We start from the raw sequence: 21,093 nt of genomic DNA on the forward strand, positions 1-21,093 counted from the left end.
CCTTTCAGGCGACCGTCATCGCGAAGATGTGCAGAGCGGGAACGCCCTGCTCCAGGCCGTCGCTGACCTTCGGCAGCACAACGGCCCGCAGCTCCTTGTCCCGAAGTGCGACTCCGAACGTGTAGAGGCTGACAGGGGTGTCGTCCCGGCCTGTGGAGATGTGGCGGTACGGCACCACCACCGAGGCGGAGCCGTTCGCCCCGTACCAGTCCGGGACGGCGACGGAGAACGCCTGCCGCGTGCCGTCGGCGTAGACGATGGCTCCCTCGCCCTTGCCTTCGCCCCAGGTGCTGGTGCCGAGGAAGGCCAGCCGGGAGCCAGAGCCGGACAGCAGCACGGTCTGCCCGGAGGCGACGACGTTGTCCTTGTTCCCCGGCCGGGTGTCCGGCCAGGTGAAGGCCGTCCCGTCGTACGTCACCACCGCCCCCGGCGTCAGCCCGACCGAGGCCAGGGCCTGGGCGGACAGGCTGGAACGCGACCCGTCGATGTCGGCGACAGTGAGGGCGTCGTCGGAGGCGATGCCCGCGTTGTCGAAGGCACCGGCGATGGACAGGTTCGGCAGCCGCACCGACGAGGTGGCGCGGGCGCAGTCGGAGCCGCCTCGGTGGACGTCGAAGAGCGCATGGGCGGTGAACGAGACGAGGCCCTCGGCGTCGTCGGCGAGCCGGGTCCGCCAGCTGCGGGTGGCCGTGGCACCGGGCACCAGGCCGCCCAGACGGGACGGCCGCCCGGTGCCGTCCACGGCGAGGTAGAGCACCGTGCCACGCAGCGCGATCGCGGCGGTGTTGGTGACGGTCGCGGTCAGCGTCACCAGCGAACCCGCCTGCGGGCTCGTCGACGACACCGTCAGCGAGACGGGCGGGCCGAGGAAGTCCTCCTCGGGCCGGTAGGGCCGACTGCTCGGGCTGCCGCTCACGTTGCCTCCACCGTGAAGTGGTCGAATACCGCCTGGACGGTCGTGCCGGGGTAGTTGAGGTTGACCGCGCTGGCGACGACACCGGCGTCCCCCGCGCCGCTCGCCGAGGGCACGGTCGCGGTGCCGATCTCGTCCCACTTGAGCGTGTTACTGGTGGCGTACGCGGTGTATGTGGTGCCGGAGCGCACCAGTCGCAGCCAGGCGGGATGGTACGAGGCGCCGCCACCGGCCCAGGTGTCCAGGCGCCCGTCACCATCGCTGTCCGTCACGAACTCCAGCCCGTACTGCTTCGACATGGTCAGCACCGCGTAGCCGCCCATCTCCGGCGCGGTCAGGTCGTTGGCCATGGCCAGTCCGTACTTGGCGGAGGGGTTGTCGCTGCCGCTCAGGCTGACCGCCTTGGCCCGCACCACGCAGGACTCGGCGGCAGCACCGGGGACGTAGATGCTCCCCTTCTCGTCGGTGCCGCCGGACAGGTCCCGGCCGCCCGACCAGATCACCAATTGGGTGCCGTACTGGCCGTACTTGGCGTCGTCGGTGGTGGCATGCGTCAGATACGGCTCCCGCGCACCGTTGGGCTCATAGGGGATGGTGAACGTCCTGGCGGATCGGGCGCAGTCGGCGCTGTGGCCGACGACGTCGAAAACCAGGTGCGCGGTGAACGACACCTCCCCGGCCACACCGACGGGCATCTGCGTCCGCCAGCTGCGGCTCACCTTCGCGCCGGGCCGCAGGTCGCCGAGGGCGAAGGTCCGCGTGGCCGTCGCGGCCCCTGGATCGATCAGGTAGAGGACGGCGCCGCCGAGCGGGAACGGGCAGTCATTGGTGAGGACCGTCGTGGCCGTCAAAGCGTCGCCCCCGGCCGGGGCCGCCGGTTCGGTGGTGACGGAGAGCGTGGGCCCGCGGGTGTCCAGTTCCGTATCCATACGTCTTCCGGTCATCGGGGTCACCCCCGGTCCCAGTCGACGGTGAAGGTGTTGGCGATGTCGCTGGGGAGGCCGGACGGGACGGTGATGTGGATCTTTCCGTCCCGGCGGCTCCACCGCAGTGGGCCGTGGTGGCCGAGCAGCCGGATCCGCGAGCCGACGCTGATCGGGATGTCTGCCGGTACCGACAAGGTTCCGCCGGGAGCGCCCAGCGCGATGATGTTGAACTTGCCGGGGGTGACCGTGTACCGGATGCCGAGTGGGCTGCCCTCCTCCTCCGCCCGCACCCACGGCGCCGACCCGTAGACCGCCGGGCCGTTGACGTCCAGCCAGGCTCCGATGTCGCGCAATCGCGTCTGCATGATGTCCGGGATGGTGCCGTCCGGTTTGGGGCCGATGTTGAGCAGGAGGTTGCCGTTCTTGCTGACCACGTCGGCGAGCAGGTGGATCAGGAACTCGGACGTTTTGTAGTCCTCCTCCAGCTCGTGCTTGTTGTAGCCCCAGGAGTACCCCATGGTGATGCAGCACTCCCACTTCTGCGGGTCCATCGTGGGGTTGGTGCGCTGCTCATAGGTCGCGAAGTCGAAGTGGGTGTCGAACCGGTCGTTGACCACGACACCCTTCGGCTTCCGGCGGTTCTTGGCCTGGTTGTAGTAGTGCGCCATGGGCTCTTCGCTGCGCCACGCCGGATCTCCGGTCGGCCGGAACCACTGGCCGTCCGCCCACAGCAGATCGGGGTCGTAGCGGTCGACGATCTCGTAGAGCTGTCTCAGCTCGTAGTCGCCGACGTAGTCCTCGACCGGCTTGTAGCCGACCATCGGGATTTCCGCGTCGGTATAGAAATTCCTCATCGGCCGGCCGATCGCCGGATTGAAGAACTCGCCGAGCGAGTAGTAGAGGCCCGGCCGTACGGTGCCGCGCCCGCGGGCGGCCGTCATAAGCTCGCCGACCAGGTCACGCTTCGGTCCGTACGCCACCGAGTGCCGGTCGGTGACCCGGCTCGGGAAGAGCGCGAATCCGTCGTGGTGCTTGCTGGTCAGGGCGAAGTACTGGGCGCCCGCCTGCTCGAAGAGCCTCACCCAGGAGTCCGGGTCGAAGTTCTCGGCCCTGAACCGCGGGATGAAGTCGTCGTAGACCAAGTCCTCGCCGTAGGTGTCGCGGTGGTACTTCCACTCGGCGGTGTTCTTGAAGCTCTGGTACCACAGGTACCACTCGGCGGCGTTCTGCCGTCCCGTGCCGCCGGGTACCGAGTAGACCCCCCAGTGGATGAAGATGCCGAACTTGGCGTCCTTGTACCACCGCGGCACCGGGTGGGTGTCGAGGGACGCCTTGGTGGCCGTGTAGTCGGGAATGCCGGTGCGCCCGGGCCGGCCCAGTGCCTGGGCGACCCCGGGCGGGGAGAGCAGCACGGCCCCGCCGAGGGCGCTCGCGGTGGCCAGGAGGTGTCTGCGACTGAGTGCCATGGAGGTGCCTCTCACTCGGTGACGTCGGTGGTCGTGGCGGTCGTCCGGCACGGCGGTCGCACCCGGGTGTCACCAGGGTGATGGCCGTCCCGGATTCGGCGGCTGCCGGTGCCGCTCCCAGCAGTGGGGCGGCCAGGATCAGCGCCGCCGAGCAGCGGCGAAGGGCTCGTCTCCCCCCGGACATCAGCCACCGCCGCCACAGGTCAGCTTGGCATCGGCCCAGTCGGCGTGGTCGAGGGCGTTGCCGTCTCCGGCGTCCGAGACGATGAGTTCGAGCCGGCGCGCGTCCGCCACGTCAACGTCGATCTTCTTTGTCGCGGTGTCCCGGTCGACGGCACCGGACTCGTAGACGGGCATTCCGTCGGCGAGAACGGTGTACGTGACGGTGGCCGGGCCGTCGGACCGGCCATAGGTCTCCTGGTCGAGGCCGAGGGCCGCGTGGAAGGTGGTGCAGGTGCCGCCGAGCCACACCTGGACACTGCTTGCGGCGTGCGTACCGAGGCCCTTTTCGTAGCCGGTGTCGTGCAGGGTGAGCGGCAGGCCGTCGCCTCCGGCGTTCTCGCCGTTGGACTGGTCGCGTTCGACCGCGCCCCAGCCGTTGCTGCTGGACTGGAACGGCAGATCGCTGACGTAGTGTTCGCCGGCCGTGAGCGGCGGTGGCTGCGCCGCCACCACCTCCTCCCCGGCCGCCCTGCCGGGTTTGCCACGCCGGATGAAATCGGCGGTGGCGCCGACGATCGCGGCGGTGCCGGCCTTCTGGGCCGACGGCACGGAGAGCGTCCATCGCGCGCTCGCCGAGGCACCGGGTTCCAGGGTACCGAGGCGGACCGGGTCGGCCGGGGTCGCGATCCAGCTGTCCGGCAGGTCCGGGCTCAGGGTGAGGTCGCGGAGCGACTTGCCCTCCTCCGGTACCGAGACCGAGGCCGTCACCTGGTAGCTGCCGCCCGGCTCGACGGTGTCCGGGGCGTCGATGGTCACCCGGGCCGGGGCGGCCGGGTCGGTGTAGTTGGCGGCGTCGTAGGCCGGAGCGGCCACATCGGGGACCCGCAGCGAGGAGGTGACATTGCCCAGGGTGGTGAGATCCACCTTTCCGAGGCCGCCGCTCTTGGTGTCCTCGCTCCACGAGGCGATGGCGATGGTGTTCTTGCCGTCGGCGCGCAGAATGCCACGGGGAAGGGGAAAGGTGTGGCGGCCGGTTCGGCTCGTACCGGCGAACTCTCCATTGATCCACACCGAGTACGCGCCCACCGCCCCCGAGGAGGTCTCCGGATTGGTGGCGTTCGCGGCGAGGGTCAGGGACTTCTCGGTGCCGGTCGCCTTGAAGCGGCCGCGGTACCACACATAGCCGTAGTGGTAGCCGTACTCGTCCTGGTACAGCACCGGCAGGGTGCCGGGCGCGGTGGGGTTGTCGGTGGTCAGCTTGTCGGCGTACGTCCATGAGGAGTCGTCGAAGTCCGGGGCGGCCTCGGGGTTGCCGGTGGACGTTCTCCAGCCGGTCAGCTCGGGCAGGGGGACGCCCTTCGGGCCGGGCACTGTGCCACGGAGGCTGCCGGACGCGGTCGGCTTCACCTTCAGGGGCAGGCCGTTCCAGGTGACGCTCCGTACGCCGGGCGGTGCGAAGACCTCCAGCGGCCCCGCCTTCCGCGCGTCCCCGGTGAGCGCGAGCGTCCGGCCGGTGACGGATGCCGTGCGGACCAGCTCGGTGCCGTGTTCCAGGACCGGACCGGCCTTCGTTTCCTGCCGCCAGAAACCGGCGGCCTCATCGTCGGTGCCGATGAGCAGCAGCAGTTCGGGGCGGCCGCCACCCTGGAGGAGGACCCGGGTGAGGCCGGAGTGGGTGTAGTCCAGCTTCAGGTCGCCGCGCTTGGCGTCCCAGGTGGCGGAGGCCTTGCCGTCGAGCACGGTGACCTTGGGCTCGGCGGGGTAACGGAGCATGGTCTGTCCGGGGTCGCCTTCACCGCCGTACAGCACGGCTCGTGTGCGGTCACCGGTCCCGGTGCTGGTCAGCAATTCGCTGGTGGAGTAGACGAGCCGCTGCCCACCGCCGAGGTCGTGGCCGGCGACGAGGATCTTGCCGGTCTTGCCGTTCAGCCGCGCGGTGACCGGATACGTGCCGTACGGGGTCTTCCAGTCGAAGGTGGTGGTGGCGTCGGCGTCGGCCATCGGGTCGCCGTGCCGGAGGTAGAGGAACTGGGTGTCGGTGTGCGGGTTGGCGCGGGCTTCGATGTGCACGGCGCCGTTGGACGAGGCGGGCGCCTCGGCTGGATCGGTCGTGGTGAGTGGTCCTGTGGTGGTGTAGAAGAGGCCCTGCCGCTTCATCTCGTCGTAGTCGGCGCCGGTCTGGCGCGACTCGCTGATCGGCGCGCCGTAGTCGTAGGAGGTGTAGACCTGGCGCGGGTCGGCGAGCCAGCCCCAGTTGGTGCCGCCATAGGCCATGTAGAGGTTTTCGATCGTCGTGCCCTGCATGACCTCGTGCTTGTTGACGATCTTCTGGTAGGCGGGGCCCATCTTCTCCCGGCACTTGTCGTAGCCGGTGTCGCCCCAGGTCTGGAACCAGCCGGTACCGGCCTCGAAGATCGCCAGCGGTGCGTCGTCCTGCTGCCGCTTGAGGGCGGGCAGCCACCACTCGCCCTTGCAGAAGGAGTTGTACTGGTCCAGCTCTCCGACGAAGTCCAGGCCCTCGCCGCCCGCGTACTGCGGCATCGGCTCGTTGCCGACGAGGGGGACGGTGATGCCGTCGGCCCGCACCTGCTTGCTCAACTCGACTATGTAGTTCCGGCCGTCGGGGTCGTACAGCTCGTTCTCGACCTGGTAGAGGAGCACCGGTCCGGTGCCGTCGGTGACCTGGCGGCGGGCGAGGATCCGGTCGATCTTCCGGAGCCATTCTCGGGCGGCGGCGAGGTATTCGGGGTCGGTGGAGCGGGCCTGTCCCTTCTGGGTCATCAGCCAGCCGGGGAAGCCTCCACCATCCGTCTCGGCGTTGATGTACGGTCCGGGGCGGGCGATGACATAGAGCCCGGCCTGCTCGGCCATGTCGAGGAGCTTGTCGACGTCATGGACGCCGGTGAAGTCGTAATGGCCCTTCGCCGGGGAGTGGAAGCCCCAGTCGAAGTAGATCGAGACGGCGTTCATACCGCTTGCCTTGATCTTCTGTAGTACGTCACGCCACAGGTCGGGGCTGGGGAGCCGCCAGTAGTGGAACTCTCCGGACCAGACGAAGAGTCGGCGGCCGTCGACTTTGACGGAGTACTTGTCGTAACTGACCGTATGAGGCGTGGCCTTGGTGGCTGCGGCGCCCGGGACCGTGGCGTGGGCGGGCACCGCCGCGGACAGGACCGCGAGCAGTACGGCGGCCAGCGTTCCGGCCAGTGCGGTACGCAGTTGTCCGACTCGCGCGAGTTTCACGAGGGGCCTCCCGTACAGGTCAGCTTGGCGTCGGCCCAGTCGGCGTGGTCGGTGGAGACATCGCCGTCCCCGTCGACCAGCAGGTCCAGCCAGCGGGCGCCGGTCACGTCCACGTCGATGTCGATGCCGCCGTCAGAGCCGCGCACCACCGGGCTGGTGGTGCGGGAGCGGCCGTCGGCGACCACCTGGAAGGAGACACTGCCGTTGTCGCCGACCTCGTCGTCCACCCCGGCGGTGGCGGTGAACCAGGTGCAGCCGCCGCCGAGGTGGACCCGGATCTGGCTGTTCGCGTGCACGCCGAGTCCCTTGTCATAGGCGGTGCCGCCGACGGAGAGCTTCCGCCCGTCACCCGCGACGGACTCCCCGTTGGAGGCGTCCTTCTCCACCGGGCCCCAGCCACTGACCGCCTTGACCAGGGGCAGGTCGCTCACATAGGCGTCGGCGGAAAGCTCGGGCGGCGGCACTTGCACGGCCCGCGCCCCAGTGACGGTGCCGGGGCGGCCGGTCTGTGTGAGGGTGGCGGTCGCGGACAGGACGGCGTAGTGGACCGGGTCACCCGGCGGGGTGACGGTGTAGTCCGCGGTCACGGTGTCGCCGGGCCGCACCCGGTCGAAGCGGGTGGTGTCGTCGGTGGTCGCGGTCCAGCCGTCCGGGACCTTCAGCGCCAGCTCGACGTTCCGGGCGGTCGGCGCGTCCTTCAGCACGCCGAGGGTGACGGGGACCTTGGCGGCGGTGCCGGTGCTCAGGAAAGGTTCGGCGTCGACGGTGACGTGAGCGCCCGAGTCCGGCATGGTGTACGTCGTGGCGTTGTACGAGGGCGCGGCCACCGTACCGACCTTGATCCCGCCCGCCGAGGCACCGAGGTCGACGAACTTGGCCGAGCCGGGGCCCGCGGCCTCGTCGGTGGACCAGACCGCCAGGGCGATGGTGTTGGTGCCCTGCTCGCGCAGGACGCCCTTGGGGATGACGAAGCGTGTCTGCGGCCCAGTGTCCGGTAGGTAGCGCCCGATCAGCCAGCCGTTGACGAAGATCTGGGCGCGGTATGCGGTGCCGCCGTCCCCTGATTGGGCGAGGTCCAGCGCGATCGCGTTGTCCTGGCCCAGCGGCAGGTCGAGCCGGGTCGAGGTGCGGTACCAGCGCACGCCGGGCCCGGTTTTCCCGGTCTGCCGGGAGAGGGTGGTGCTCTTCCATCCACCGTCGGGGTATCCCGGCAGCGACCAGCCGGCCCGCTCTCCGTACAGCCCGCCGTTGTTGTAAGGGCCCCGAGCGGCGTCGACCGGGTCTTCGCCGCCGCGGCCGCCCTGGATCTTCCACGTGAGGGTGGAGGCCCCGCCGATCACGTCGGCGCCGAGCAGGCCACGCGGTTCCTTGGAATAGTCGTGACCCCATTCCTCGTTGTGGCCCGCGTTTTCCACCAGGACGGAGAGCACGTTGTCGCCGCTGTCCCTCAGCGTGTCCGCCGGGATGTCGAAAGTGTGGGAGCCGTTGCCGGAGCTGCCGAGGTAGCGGCCGTTGAGCCATACCGCGTACTGGCCGGTGGGACCGGTCCTGCCGTCGAGTGCGAGCGCGGTCGCGGCACGGGTGGTCCCGAACCTGCCGCGGTACCAGACGTTGCCGTGGTGGAAGCCGTACTCGTCCATCGCGAGGACCGGCAGCGACCCGGCCAGCTCCGGGTTGTTGGCGGTGAGGTGGTCGGCGCTGGTCCAGGTGGAGTCGTCGAAGTCCGGGGCGGTCTCCGGTGCTTCCTCCTTGTACTTCCACGTCGTCAACTCGGGCAGCTCGACCGGGCGGGGCGTCTGGGTGGCGGCGACCTTGCGGCCGTTCCAGGTCACCTTCTTGGCGTCCGCGATGACCTCGATCTTGGTAGCCTCGGTGGAGTCACCGGTCAGTTTCAGGGTGCCACCCGCCTGTTCGGCCCTACGGACAAGGGACGGACCTCGTACGAGAACCGGACCCGCAGCGGTGTCCTGCCGCCACCAGTGGGCGGTCTCGGCGGTGTCGGCGATCAGCAGTTCCAGGCCGTTCACCAGCACCCGGGCAAGCCCCTTGTGTGTGTAGTTCAGCCGCAGGTCGCCGCGCTCGGCGTCCCAGGTGGAGGTGACATCGCCGTCGAGGACGGTCACCTCGGGCCGCTCGGTGTACCGCAGGACGGTCTCGCCGGCCTCGCCCTCACGTCCGTAGAGCAGCGCCACGTCCCGGTCGCCGATCGTGGCGTGCGTCATGATCTCCGAGGTGGAGTAGACGAGCCGCTGGTCGCCCAGGTCGTAGCCCGCGACGAGGAGTTTGGCGTCCCGGCCGTCGACGGTGATCGCGCCCTGCTGCGGTACACGCGAGTAGTCGCCGTCCTTGCCCGAGAGGGACAGAGTGGTCTGGTCCATGTCCTTCACCCGGGTGTCAGCGTGCCGCACGGTGAAGAACTGGGTGCCGTCGTCGGGGTTGACCCGCCGGTCGATGCGGAGCGCGTCGTCGGACGGGGCGGGCGCCTCGGCCTTGTCGGTGCGCGCCAGTGAGCTCACCGAGTTGACCATGTATCCGAGGCGCTTGAACTCCTGGTATTTATCGGTTGGTTGGCGGGATTCGTTGATCGGGGCCCCGTAGTCGTAAGACGTGTAGACCGCGTTGGGATCGGCGAGCCAGCCCCAGTTGGTGCCGCCGTACGTCATGTAGAAGGACTGACCGCTCACCCCGGCGGCGATGTTCATCTTGCTGAACACCCGAGTGAAGTCGGTGCCGGTGAGTTTCGCGCAATCCTGGTATCCGGTGCCGCCCCAGGGGTCGAAGGCGCCGCCCTGCGCTTCCGGGATGATCAGGGGCGATTCGGGCTTCCACTCATTGACGTAGGAGTAGTCGGGCAGGTTCTTCCAGGTGTGGGGGTCCTTGCAGTCGAAGCCCTGTGGGTAGGCGTCGAAGCCGTAGATGTCCGGGGCACCCTTGCCGCGCACCCAGTTTTTGTTGGCGCCGCCGTCGTTGAGATAGGTCGGGACGTCGATACCGTCCTGGCGCGCCCAGTCGATGAGCGTCTGCATGTAGTCGGCGTCCTGGCGGCCGCCCTGGTACTCGTTCTCGACCTGGTAGAGGATTACCGTGCCGGTGCCCCGGGTGAGCTGGTGCCGGGCGATGATCGGGTTGATCCTGCTCATCCACTCCCGGGCCGCCCCCAGGTACTCCGGCTCGGAGGTGCGGTTCACGCCCGCTTGGGTCTTGCGCCAGGCGGGCATGCCGCCGCCGGAGACCTCGGCGTTGATGTACGGGCCGGGGCGGACGATCACATACAGGCCCGCGCTCTCGGCCTCGTCCAACAGTCGTTCCACATCACGGATGCCGGTGAAGTCGTAGCTGCCCGGCTTGGCCGAGTGGTATCCCCAGTCGAAGTACAGCGAGACCGCGTTGAATCCGCCCGCCTTGATCTTCTGGAGTACGTCGCGCCACGCGTCGGGGCTGGGCAGCCGGAAATAGTGGAACTCGGCGCCCCAGAGGTACAAGGGTTCGCCGTCGACCTTCACGGAGTACTGGTCGTATGTGACCGTGTGTTCCCGCTCCCCCGGTTTCGCCTGGGCGGGGAGGTCTGTCAGGGGCATGACAGCCAGCACGCAGGCGAGCACCACGGAGACCCATCGCGCTCTCATGACGCCAGTCCCCTCACCACCGCGGCCCGCGCGGTCTCGATGTCGGTGACGTCCTTCGTACGACCGTCGAGGTGCCGGGTCGCCATGGCGAGGGCCTCGGTCAGGGCGTCGCTGTCGGCGCCGCCGTCCTTCTTCCGCAGCTGGGCGATGAGTTCGTAGTCCTCGATGCCCTCCTTCAACTGCTCCCAGCGGATGCTGGACATAGGCCCGTCCTTGCCGGGGTAGACCAGGTATTCATCGCCCTGGGTGAAGATGTGCACCGGCTGCTCGAAGGGGTCGCTGGTCCAGCTGTTGTACGACCAGCGCAGAAACCCATCGAGGTTCCGCTGGGCGGAGATCCACGGCAGCATGCGTGACTCGACCGCAGGAGAGTACGACAGGGTGTTGGGATGAGCCGGTGAGCCGTACACGTAGAAGGTGGTGATCTTTCCGGCCGCGCGCCGCTCCGCCGCCTTCTCCTTCGTCATAGCGTCGATACCGCCCCAGTCGACGGACAGGTTCGAGGCGACGCCTTCTGTGCTGATCGACCCGGCGACGGAGATACGGTCGTCGAAGACCGGCGCGACCTCATGGACGAAGTCCTTGACCACCGTCATGGTGTCGATGGGCCGTTCATCGAATGACAGCCAGGTGTTCTCCAGCCAGCCCTTGGCCTTCAGATGCTTCTCGAAGGCGGACAGAAACGCCCCCCACGCCTCCCGCCACCGGTCTCCGCCCAGATCGACGTTCTCGTAGACGGTCTTGCCGGTACGGGTGTCCGTGTAGGTGAGGTGCTCCTTGTCCTGGAAGGCCAGCATGGAGAAGGCACCGATGTCGGGCCCGAGCCCGGCGCGTCTGGCGGTCCGGACATAGGTGTCCCAGCGGCTGAAGTCGAAGGAAAACGTCTTTCCGTTCCAGGTCCAGCCCACCATGCTGGTGTACGGCGTGGCGGTCTGCGACTCCCGGGTGCCGAGCGACCACTGGTGGTGCCAGGGGTTGTCGACGATGGTGGTGTTGATGACCTTCTGGCCCCGGGAAGCCAGATCGCGGCTGTACTTCTCGATCAGCTTCCAGTGCCGGTCGGACCAGAGCCTGACGCCGTGGTTCTTGGCGATCGTCTCCGGCTGCGCCCATACGTCGAGGAAGAAGTCGTAGTCCTCCGGGTCGGGCACGCTCACGTCCGCGACCTCGATGGTCAGCGGGTAACTGGCCTGGGTACGGCCGTCGGCGGCGACCTTCACCGTGCCCTTGTAGGTGCCGGGCGGAGCCTTCTCGGGGATACGGAAGGTGAACCACAGCGGCTGCGCCGCGTACGCGGGCACATCCACGGACGACCGCTCTTCGAGAGGGTCGCCGACCACATCGGGGTTGCGGTCGCCGGAGATTTCCTTGCCGGAGCTGACCTGGTCGATCGTGGCGGACCAGTCGACCTCGCTCTTGGACCGCTGCACGGGCACGTACTTCACGAACCGTACCTGGGTGTCATCGCCGGACAGCTTGGCCCCACCGGGCCCGGTGAGATCGCCGACCACCGCCTTGACGTTGTCGAGATCATGGCCGGACGCGATCGCCAGCTGCGCCGAGATCTGCTCGTTGCGCACCGCGGAGAGCGCCAGCTGCTTGGTGTCCTTGCCCCGGATGGCGGTCATCGGGTAACGGGGGACCCGCTCCTCGGCGGAGCCGGCGAAGGATCCGGTGGGCACCCAGGTGATGGTGTCCCTGGTGCCCATCGCGTCGGCGACCTTGACGGTCAACCATGGGGTGGTGGCCTTGGAAGCGAGGCCGGTGCCGGTGGACGTACCGGTGACGGCGATCGCGGTGGTGCTCGCGGCCACCACGACACCCGCGAGGAAGGCGGAGACGAGCGAGGACCTGCGTGGCATGGGTCTGTGTTCCCTCTCTCAGGTGACCGAGAAGCCGCTGAAAACGGCCTCGATGTCCTCGCTGGGATAGTTGGCATTGGCCGCGCTGGGCACCATCCCGGCGTCACCGGTGCCGGTGGCCGACGGCACCTGGGCGGTGCCGACCTCCGACCACGTCACGCTGTCCTTGCTGGCGTACGCGGTGGTCGTCCGATACGGGCCGCCACACTGCCCGGGGTCGCCTTGACCTGCGCCCGCACGGTGTCGGAGACCTTCTGGGCGCGGTCGTATGTGACTGTCCCGGTGAGATCGTGACCGCCCCATTTCGCGTCGTGGGCCGGGGTCACCGTCCAGGTCGTGGTGAGCGTTCTCCCGGCCGTGAGGGATTTCGCGGTGGTGGGGCCGGCCGCCGTGGCGGTCCAGCCGTCGGGGAGGTTCAGGGCCGCCCTGACGTCCTTGATGGCTCGGGTGGACCAGTTGGTCGACTCGGTGGTCACCTCGAAGGGCGTGCTGGAACCGGTGGCCGGAGCTTCGGGGCTGATCAGGACGGAGGCGGCCGGGGCGTCGTCGCGCTTCAGTGCCTTGATGGCCTTGGCGGCGCCCTTGGCTTTGAGGTTGACGAACGCGGGGGTGACGCCGAGCGGTGCCGCGTATCCGTTGAGGGTCTTGGGGCCATGGATCACCCTCCCCTGGTTGACGTCGTACCAGACGCCGGGAGGCAGATGGACGCTCCGAGTGACGCCGGCGCTCAGCTTCGGCGCGGCGAGCACGGCCGGGCCGAGCATCCACTCGTCGGTGACGGTGTAGCTCTCCTTGTCCTTCGGGAAGTCGAAGAACAGGGGCCGCATGATCGGATCGCCGGTCGTCAGGGTGGACCGCACCTGGTCCCAGATGTACGGGGCGAGCTTCTCGTGCGTCTCGATCGCCTGCCGGTAGAGGTCGACCGTCTCCTCGTCGTAATCCACCTTCTGCCCGGTGGTGGTGTCATTGGTGTCCACTGGCGACGTCGAGGAGTACATGAGCGGCATCAGCGAGGCGGACTGCGCCCATCGCACCAGTACGTTCTTCGATGGCGCGGGCTGGCCACCGGAGCCACCGATCATGTCGGACTCGACGAACGGATAGCCGATGGTGGAGATCGCCAGGTTCTGGGTGGCGGAGGCGCGCAGTGAGTCCCACCCGGTGCCCTTGTCGACCTGCCGGGTGACGAAGCCGGCCTCGTGGGCCGTCTCGCTCCAGTGCACCCGGATGCCCGCGCCCTGGAGGTCGAACTCGTCGGCGAGCTGTGTGCCGAGCTTCTGGTAGTCGGTGGCCCGGTGGCCTTCGCGCGGCGCGCACCTCTCGTCGAAGAAGCGGGTGTCGAACTTCAGCCCGTCGATGTCGTAGTCGCTCATGAGCTTCTTGAGGTTGCCCTCGTACCAGGCCCTGGCATCGGGGTTCGCCAGGTCGATGATTCCGGCCTGGCCGTTCCACCAGGTCACTTGGCAGGGCTTGCTAGTGTCCTCGGCGTCCATGAGGAGATAGCCGTTGTCGACCGCGTGCTGGTAGTTTTCCGAGTCGAGGTTGATCCACAGGGTGACCCAGAGGCCGAAGTCGAACCCCATGTCGTGGATCTTTTTGGACATGCCCTTGGGATCGGGGAAGGTCTTGGGGTCCCAGGTCAGGTTGCCGTAGTTCGACTCCCACTTGTCGTCGAGCTGGATGGTGTGTCCGTCAAGGCCGTTGTCGTGGAGGTCGGTGGCATAGTCGAGCAGTTTCTTCTGGTCCACCTTTGTGTAGAACTGTGCCCAGGAATTCCACAGCGGCTTGGCGTACTGCTCATACGTGGCATCGCTCTTGGCCGGCTTGCCGACGAGGCCGATGTAGTCGCGGTAGACCTCCAGCGGGGTTGACTCGACGAACACGGTGGCCTTGTAGGTGTCGGACGACTCGACGGTGAAGCGGCCGAGACCGTCCTTGCCTTTGTTCATCGCCACGTTCATGACATCTCCGGTGTCGACCCGGAGGCCGGCCGCGGTGGAGGTGTACCAGAACGGGTCAATCATGTTGTAGGAGGCCGGGCCGAAGGTGCCGTGTTCGACCTCGCCCGTGTCGAGCGGCCAGGGCTGGTCGACACCCGGGCCGCCCTGCGGGGTCTCCGCCTCGCCGTGGCCGTACCAGTGGCCCGCCGATGACAGGTCATAGGCGAGGCCGAGTTGGTCGGGACTGCCGCCCTCGACATCCCAGTCGAGGTGGTAGCGGTCGGAGGCGGGCGTCAGCCGCGCCGTGACGGTGGCACCGTCGAGCGTGGTGTCTGCGGCGAGGGTGAGGACGCCGTCCTTCCATGTCCAGTCGGTGACCTCGGTCGCGTGCTGCCACTGGCCGCCGGACCGGAAGCGCAGGCCCCCCGTGTCGCCGCCCGCGGTGCCGAGCACGGATTTACCCGCGCGCTCGGTGGTGACGGCGAGCTCGCCGGTGGCGATGTCGACGGTGTAGCCGGGGGTCTTCTCGGTGGCCGGCACGTTCATGGTCAGGGTGTCCGCGTGGTGGGTCACCTTCGGCTGGGCGACGGTGGCTGCCCGGGCCGGTGTGGCGAGAGGGTCGGTCACGGACGGTGTGAGTGTCAGAGCCAGCGCGACGGCCAGGAGCATGCCGAATCTGCCGGGTTTACGCGGTCTGCGTGGGTAGGTGTGCACTCACGTCCTCCTGCGGAGCGGGCCGGCGCCTTTGAGTGGCACTGCAAAGTCATGCTTGGTCATGCTTATTTGTGTTGATGTTCTGGCCATATACGTCAGATGTCAACGCTCCCTCACGTTCCCCCTCCAGGATTTCTTGACCCCTCAGCTCTTACGGTCGTCCCTCACGGCGGTGGACTTCGCCGGTCCGCGCCTGTTTCCCGAGGCCGCGTCCCCCGGAAGAGCCGACGGTAAAATCTGCGTGAACAGAGCCGATTCGATCGGCTCCTCTCCCATGTGCCGGTGCGGCACCGGGAGTTGGAGCCACATCATCGAATGGGGTCAAATGCACGGAATCGTCCGGGTCCACGCCGCGTGCCGTGCCCCGCGCGCCGGCCGGCGGCCCGACCACGACGGGTCAGCCCGCGGATCAGGCCCCGGGGGGACCAAACTGGCCGCCGGTGCGGACGGTCTCAGACATGCCTGAGACCGCGAACGTGATCGAGCGACGACCGGCGGCCCTCGACGTCATGCCGTGAACTCGCGAAATGATGACTGTGGTTGCTTGCTTCCTGGACGTTATAAACAGAAGTAATCAGTTCCTTGCAGCGACAGTCGTATCCGGTGAACCGGCACCTCGCCCGCGTCACAGCAGGTGCAGCCCTCGCCCTGAGCCCTGGTCAACGCGACGTTCAGCCTGCCGTTCCGGTCTGGATACTCAAACGTGTACTTCACGAGCATCCCCTGGGAACGGGAGGAGGCGACGGCATCGACGACGCTCAGGCCCGGACGATCTCCACGCCCGCGGCGACGAACGGCTCGGTCAGTTCGGGGCCCGCCGCCTTGTCGGTCACCAGCACATGAACGTCCTCTACCGGACAGATGCGGGCGAAGGCCCGCCGCCCAAGCTTGGAGGAATCAGCGACGACGACCACCTGCTCGGCGCACCGGGCCAGTGCCCGGTTGATGCCTGCCTCGCCCTCGTCCCGAGCCGTCGCACCGTGCCGAACGTCGATCGCATCCACACCGATGAAGACATGGTCGAGCGTGATCTGCGCGAGCACCTCGGTGGCGAGCGGCCCGGTGAGCTCGTACGAGGCGGGGCGAGCCACGCCCCCGGTGACAACGAGCTTCACATGGCGACGAACAACCAGTTCGTTGGCGATGTTCAGCGCGTTGGTGACCACCGTCAGCGAGTGCGCGGCGCCCTCCCGGCTCAGCTCCGGCCGGGTTGCCAGCGCACGGGCGACCGAGGTGGTCGTGGTGCCGCCGTTCAGTCCCACCACCGCGCCCGCCTTCACCAGACCCGCCGCCGCTTCGGCGATCCGCTCCTTCTCCGGAGCGTTGCGCGCGGCCTTGTAGCGGAGCGGCAGGTCATACGCGATCGCGTTGATCACGGCACCGCCATGGGTACGAGCGACCATCTGCTGGCGCGCCAACTCGTCCAGATCACGGCGGATCGTGGCGGCGGAGACCCGCAGCGCGTCGGCGGCGGCCTCGACCTCGATCCGTCCTTCGCGCGTCAGCATCTCCAGCAACGCGCTCCATCTGGCCTGAGGCGCCACCATGCGCCAACCCCCGTTCCGTGGTGTGCGGGCCCGCGAGATTTTATCTCGCCAGAACAAGCGTCCTCATCCGCGATCATTTCGACCGTCAGGAAGGGCTACCACCCCTGGCGTGGGCGTCACACGGTGTCGTACAGCGGTGGCGATTCTGACGGCGGCCTCCCGCCCCTCGGCGATCGCGTGCGCCACACGTCGCGGAACCACGGCGTCGCCAACCGTCAGCACCAGGGGGGACGGCACAGTCCAGGGCGGTGCGCGGGCGGCGCTCCCCCACCACGACGACCCGGTCCGCGGGCACGGTGGTGGTCCCGCCGGAGGCGCGGTACGCGACGGTGACGCCGCCCTCGGGGCCGATGCCGGTCGCCGTGCACAGCGGCAGAATGTCCAGTTCGCAGGCGCCCGACAGACGTTCCAGCAACTGGACGCGGCTCTCGGGCGGGATCGCCCCGGCGAAGGCCGTTCCCGGCGTGACGAAGGTGATGCGGGGAACCCCCGCGGCCACGGCCAGTTCCACGACGTCGCACCCCGGCCACCAGCCGAACCCGTCGTCGGCCACGAGCACATGGGCGGCGCCGGCCAGCGACGGAACTCCCCGCGCCAGCGCGACCGACGAGGCCATGAGCAGCGCGGCCCAACCGGTGCGGTGGTGCGCCAGAGTCGCCGTGGCGAGCTGTCCGCCCAGCCGGTCGGCGGCCTCGTAGAGGACGACGTCCGCCACCCCGGCGTGGGCGAGACTCAGCGCGCACTCCAGGCCCGCGGGTCCCGCCCCCACGACGGCGACGCGCTCTCCGGTGGCGCGTGCCGGATCCCACGCGCGCACCAGCGGTGCGGCGGGCCGACGCGGTTCGCCGGGCGGCGCGAGGTCCGGGTTGACCACGCACAGCAACACCGGGCGGCCGCGGTGCGGAAGGCGCGGGACGCCACGAACGGCCGGGGGACGAGTGGCCGCAGACGCGCCAGATCGCCCAGGACCGCAGGCCGTTCGGTGGCCATGTCACGGACCTACGTGGTCCGCACCCCCACGGTGACGTTGACGTATTCGACCAGCGGATCCACCGTCACCGCGCGGGTTCGTGCGCGGCGAGAGGAACTGCTCCAGCAGATAAGCATGAGCGGGGCGTGCAATTCGATGCCGTCGAACCCCGCCTCCAAAGCGTGGGCGGTACGACTGCGCTCCGAGCGTCTCCCGGCCGAGGTGAACGAGCTGGCAGACGGCGACCGCGCCTTCGGCGTGCATGGCCTCCACCCGCCGCCGCAACGGCTGGACCGCCTCCGGACGATGGAGCTGAAGGATGTTCCCCTGCCGCGGCGCGGTCTCCGCCGCCACCGTCGTACCGCCGCAGACCAGCAGCGCCGCGCCACCGGCCGCCAGACGGCCCCAGTACTCGGCGTCACCGCCAACCGGCGGCCCGTCCCGTACGAAACCGCTGGCGTCGGCCGTGGCGACCAGCCGGTTCCGCAGCGTCGACGAACCGACGACCAGCGGCGCGGCGGCCGCCGGAAGATGCGATGCCGATCACGGAGCCTCACTTCTGATGAAGGGCCACGCGAGCACCCCTCCGTAGCGTTCGGAGCTGTCGGCCTGCCGACCGGTGCCCGAAAGTGAGCGCATCGACGGCCATCGCCCGCCATATCGAGCAGTGCGTGCAAACGGCCCACCAGGAAGCGCCGTACCGTGCCAGCGGGGCACGGTCCGTTACACCAGGGGCACTTGTACGGTTCCTCCCATGGCCACGACGAGCGGGACCGGGTCGTAGAACTCGGCGAAGCGCTGGAGTCGGCGGTCCCGCACCCGGGCCCGGACCACATAGGAGTTGCTGTACTCCGCACCCGTGGTCCGCAGCCGCGTCGCGCTCCGGTACTGCGCCAGGAGTTCCGCCGGATCGTCGGTGAAGGCGTGAATGGTTACATCGTGCAGGTTCTCCGGCTCGATGAAGTCCGGCATGGCGCTGAGAAATTCCACGGTGGCGGCCCGCCCTTCGATGCGGCGAGGGAAGTCACCGGGCGCGAACGGCATTTCGAAGACACAGTCGGGGTCAAGGATGTCGCGGATCGCATCGAAGTCCCAGGTGTTGATGGCGTCGATGAAACGGCGCAGCACTTCGGCTCCGGTCGCCTGGGCGCCGGTGCCGCCAGTCACTCGGTCAGTGCTCATCGGTCCTCCTCCCGAGCGGTCGCCCGTTGCGGTGCGGAGCTCCAGAGTTCGTAGTCCAGACTGCCGAGGCGGCCTCGGAAATAGGCGAGTGGAGACCCTGCACGGGCGCGGGCCCGGTCCACCTCCGCCAGGAACACCGAATGCGTGCCTCCGACGACCTCCCTCACCACCCGGCACTCCAGAGTGGCCAGAGCTCCCACCAGCAAGGGCAGTCCGCCGGGCTCCCGGCAGATGGGCACTCCCGCGAATTTGTCATCGCCCTTGCGTGCGAACCGTTCGGCGGTCGCGGCCTGGTCCTCGCGCAGGATGTTCACGGCGAAGTGGCCTGAAGCGCTGATCGCCCGCGCCGTGGCGGACCGCTCGTTCATGCACACCAGGAGCATCGGTGGATCGAGTGACAGGGAGCTGACCGCGCTGACGGTGGTGCCGCAGGGCCGGCCGTCCCGCCATGTCGAGACGACGGTGACGCCACTGGCGAAGTGCCCGATGACGCGGCGGAAGTCGTCGGGTGGCGGCGTGGTCCGGGGCATCGCCGCGGAGGGCGGGGTGGGGGTGGGAGCCATCACGCCGGTCCTTGGCGCAGCTCTTGGTGTGCGCGCAGCGTGGCGTCACAGGTGGCCCACCCGCGGGAGCGCGCGTAGTCGATCATCTGGTCGAAGGCTGTCGTCCACGCCAGGTCCTCGGCAGTGTTGCCGGCGAGCCGGCGGATGGCATCGATCCGCAGGTACGCGTGCCCATCTGGGCCGATCGAGCCCACGTCCCGGAGTGCGTCTTCGAGGCCGTCCGGGCGTCTGTCCGGAGTCAGGACAACGAGTTTGAAGGCGCGGAAGTCGTCGGCTTCCTGTAGCTCGACGGAAGTGGCGGCTGGTGTCCGGAGGTCGACTTGGACATACATGAAGGTTCCCCTCGCTCGACGGCGTCCGACGGCCGGACGTCGGGCGGTTCCCGGGTACCGGCCGGTGTCAGGGGTCGTCCAGGACGCATGGTTGAACCTAAGCGAGCTCAAAGTTAAATGTGGCTCCGGGCGCCGTCAATCGCAAGTAGCGCGCATGCTACAGGCTTATTGACGATCTGATGCACCGCACTTAAGGTTCAAACTGAAGTCGATTCACTCATCGCTGTTCGCCGCGGTCCGCCGCGATGGAGAGAGCGGGAGACATCATGGCTGATCGGATGAACTTCGGCATCTTCCTCACCCCCTTTCACCTCCCCAACACCCAGAACCCCACATGGGCGCTGAGACGGGACGTGGAACTCGTCAAGCACTACGACATGCTGGGTTTCGACGAGGTGTGGTTCGGCGAGCACCACTCGTGCGGGTGCGAGCTCATCGGCGATCCGATTACGATGATCGCGCACTGCGCGCCGCAGACACGGCACATCAAGCTCGGTACGGGCGTCTTCTCCCTCCCGTACCACAATCCGCTTTGGGCCGCCGAGCGCATGATCTTCGTCGACCATCTGACCCGTGGCCGCGCCATGTACGGCCTCGGCCCCGGAGCTCTCCCCACCGATGCGCGGATGGTCGGTATCGAGCCGTCGGAGCAACGGGACGCATTCGAACTCGACGTCGACGTCCTCATGCACCTGATCCACTCCGACGAGCCAATCTCGGTCAAGACCGGCCGATACACCCTGAACGACGCCATGGTCCAGCTCAAGCCGTACTCGGACCTCGAGGTCGCCGTCGCCGCGGTGGTGTCACCGAGCGGACCTCGCATCGCGGGCAAGCACGGACTGTCCCTCATGTCGATCGCCGCGACGATGCAGGGTGGAACCGACGCGCTGGCGGGCCACCGCCGCATCGTCGAGGAACGGGCCCGGGAGTTCGGGGCGCCCGCCGCACCGCGCTCGACGTGGCGGCTGCTGGGGCCCATGCACATCGCCGAGACGCGCGAGCAAGCGGTCGAGGACGTCCGTCACGGTATCGACCTGTGGTTCGACTACATGCAGAACGTCTCGGCATCCCCGCAGTTCTCCCCGGCCGGTACCACGACTGAGGAGCGCATCCGATGGGTCGTCGACAGCGGAGTCGGCGTGATCGGCACACCGGACGACGCGATCGAGCAGATCCGGCGGCTTCAGGAGATGAGCGACGGCGGCTTCGGCACGTACCTGATCATGGGCAACGAATGGGCACGGTTCGATGCGACGAAGCGCTCGTGCGAACTCTTCGCCGAACACGTCATGCCGGTTTTCCAGAACCAGAACGCGCGGCTGCGGGCGAGCGAGCGATGGGCCCGCGGCCACCACGACGACCTGCACGCTCGTCAGGCGGCCGCACTCCGGGCGGCGAGCGACAAGCACGCCGCCGAGCAGGAAGCGAAATCCGTGGCGACCGACTGATCATTCCAGTCCCTCGGACTCGCCCCGGACGCGGTCATGGTCCGTTCGCACTGACTGAGGAGCAGCGGAGGCGTCGGTCGGCCGTGTGGGTGAGGCTCACGAGGTCTCCGCCCCTTTTCCGGCGTCGAGCCGAATCCGCCGCTCCCCGGCCGCCCGACGTTTCCGCCATGGCCGACGTCCTACGGCGCTGACGGGC

General features: G+C 68.5%; 15 protein-coding genes. 1 reads left to right on the plus strand and 14 read right to left on the minus strand.

The annotated features are described in order from the left end of the window. Positions 1-4 precede the first annotated feature (4 nt). The 14 genes from ACT2CW_RS48575 to ACT2CW_RS48640 form a co-directional block, all read right to left on the minus strand. A complete protein-coding gene (locus ACT2CW_RS48575) occupies positions 5-916 on the minus strand; it encodes a beta-glucosidase (protein WP_445521229.1) in 912 nt (303 codons plus the stop codon). Continuing rightward, the gene (locus ACT2CW_RS48580; protein ID WP_445521230.1) at positions 913-1,857 is read right to left on the minus strand and encodes a hypothetical protein; all 945 of its coding nucleotides are present in this window, start codon (positions 1,855-1,857) and stop codon (positions 913-915) included. The genes ACT2CW_RS48575 and ACT2CW_RS48580 overlap by 4 nt, the downstream gene beginning before the upstream one ends. A gap of 5 nt (positions 1,858-1,862) precedes the next feature. Next, entirely contained in the window at positions 1,863-3,305 is a 1,443-nt protein-coding gene (locus ACT2CW_RS48585; RefSeq protein WP_445521231.1) for an alpha-L-fucosidase, read from the minus strand. A 183-nt stretch (positions 3,306-3,488) separates the two neighbouring features. Then, positions 3,489-6,710: a beta-galactosidase gene (locus tag ACT2CW_RS48590; protein ID WP_445521232.1), complete on the minus strand. Its 3,222-nt coding sequence runs from the start codon at positions 6,708-6,710 to the stop codon at positions 3,489-3,491. After that, positions 6,707-10,336 (minus strand): beta-galactosidase, encoded by a 3,630-nt coding sequence (locus ACT2CW_RS48595; protein ID WP_445521233.1) that lies wholly within the window; start codon positions 10,334-10,336, stop codon positions 6,707-6,709. Before ACT2CW_RS48595 ends, ACT2CW_RS48590 begins: the two co-directional genes overlap by 4 nt. Continuing rightward, entirely contained in the window at positions 10,333-12,198 is a 1,866-nt protein-coding gene (locus ACT2CW_RS48600; RefSeq protein WP_445521234.1) for a glycoside hydrolase domain-containing protein, read from the minus strand. The genes ACT2CW_RS48595 and ACT2CW_RS48600 overlap by 4 nt, the downstream gene beginning before the upstream one ends. An 18-nt stretch (positions 12,199-12,216) precedes the next feature. Further along, entirely contained in the window at positions 12,217-12,357 is a 141-nt protein-coding gene (locus ACT2CW_RS48605; protein WP_445521235.1) for a hypothetical protein, read from the minus strand. After that, positions 12,354-14,765, minus strand: a complete 2,412-nt coding sequence (locus ACT2CW_RS48610; RefSeq protein ID WP_445521236.1) for a glycoside hydrolase family 31 protein — start codon at positions 14,763-14,765, stop codon at positions 12,354-12,356. The genes ACT2CW_RS48605 and ACT2CW_RS48610 overlap by 4 nt, the downstream gene beginning before the upstream one ends. A gap of 845 nt (positions 14,766-15,610) precedes the next feature. After that, positions 15,611-16,399: a DeoR/GlpR family DNA-binding transcription regulator gene (locus tag ACT2CW_RS48615; RefSeq protein WP_445521237.1), complete on the minus strand. Its 789-nt coding sequence runs from the start codon at positions 16,397-16,399 to the stop codon at positions 15,611-15,613. Between the two features lie 85 nt (positions 16,400-16,484). After that, positions 16,485-17,273 (minus strand): NAD(P)-binding protein, encoded by a 789-nt coding sequence (locus ACT2CW_RS48620; RefSeq protein ID WP_445521238.1) that lies wholly within the window; start codon positions 17,271-17,273, stop codon positions 16,485-16,487. Positions 17,274-17,390: 117 nt separating this feature from the next. Next, entirely contained in the window at positions 17,391-17,879 is a 489-nt protein-coding gene (locus tag ACT2CW_RS48625) for an oxidoreductase (protein WP_445521254.1), read from the minus strand. 213 nt (positions 17,880-18,092) lie between these two features. After that, positions 18,093-18,551 carry a nuclear transport factor 2 family protein gene (locus ACT2CW_RS48630; RefSeq protein ID WP_445521239.1) on the minus strand — a complete coding sequence of 153 codons (459 nt, stop codon included), beginning with the start codon at positions 18,549-18,551 and terminating at the stop codon, positions 18,093-18,095. Next, positions 18,548-19,114: a flavin reductase family protein gene (locus ACT2CW_RS48635; protein ID WP_445521240.1), complete on the minus strand. Its 567-nt coding sequence runs from the start codon at positions 19,112-19,114 to the stop codon at positions 18,548-18,550. Before ACT2CW_RS48635 ends, ACT2CW_RS48630 begins: the two co-directional genes overlap by 4 nt. After that, a complete protein-coding gene (locus tag ACT2CW_RS48640; RefSeq protein ID WP_445521241.1) occupies positions 19,114-19,446 on the minus strand; it encodes a hypothetical protein in 333 nt (110 codons plus the stop codon). The genes ACT2CW_RS48635 and ACT2CW_RS48640 overlap by 1 nt, the downstream gene beginning before the upstream one ends. Positions 19,447-19,712: 266 nt before the next feature. On the opposite strand from ACT2CW_RS48640, the gene ACT2CW_RS48645 reads away from it, so the two are divergent. Next, complete coding sequence (locus ACT2CW_RS48645; RefSeq protein WP_445521242.1) at positions 19,713-20,897, plus strand: LLM class flavin-dependent oxidoreductase; 1,185 nt, start codon at positions 19,713-19,715, stop codon at positions 20,895-20,897. Positions 20,898-21,093 lie beyond the last annotated feature (196 nt).

The sequence above is a fragment of the Streptomyces sp. NEAU-174 genome (genome assembly GCF_052665095.1).

Bases quoted from the DNA above. Each gene is read 5' to 3' on its own strand.
- ACT2CW_RS48635 (WP_445521240.1), bottom strand. From the start codon at position 19,114: ATGGCTCCCACCCCCACCCCGCCCTCCGCGGCGATGCCCCGGACCACG.
- ACT2CW_RS48595 (WP_445521233.1), bottom strand. From the start codon at position 10,336: ATGAGAGCGCGATGGGTCTCCGTGGTGCTCGCCTGCGTGCTGGCTGTC.
- ACT2CW_RS48580 (WP_445521230.1), bottom strand. From the start codon at position 1,857: ATGACCGGAAGACGTATGGATACGGAACTGGACACCCGCGGGCCCACG.
- ACT2CW_RS48585 (WP_445521231.1), bottom strand. From the start codon at position 3,305: ATGGCACTCAGTCGCAGACACCTCCTGGCCACCGCGAGCGCCCTCGGC.
- ACT2CW_RS48630 (WP_445521239.1), bottom strand. From the start codon at position 18,551: ATGAGCACTGACCGAGTGACTGGCGGCACCGGCGCCCAGGCGACCGGA.
- ACT2CW_RS48615 (WP_445521237.1), bottom strand. From the start codon at position 16,399: ATGGTGGCGCCTCAGGCCAGATGGAGCGCGTTGCTGGAGATGCTGACG.
- ACT2CW_RS48640 (WP_445521241.1), bottom strand. From the start codon at position 19,446: ATGTATGTCCAAGTCGACCTCCGGACACCAGCCGCCACTTCCGTCGAG.
- ACT2CW_RS48645 (WP_445521242.1), top strand. From the start codon at position 19,713: ATGGCTGATCGGATGAACTTCGGCATCTTCCTCACCCCCTTTCACCTC.
- ACT2CW_RS48600 (WP_445521234.1), bottom strand. From the start codon at position 12,198: ATGCCACGCAGGTCCTCGCTCGTCTCCGCCTTCCTCGCGGGTGTCGTG.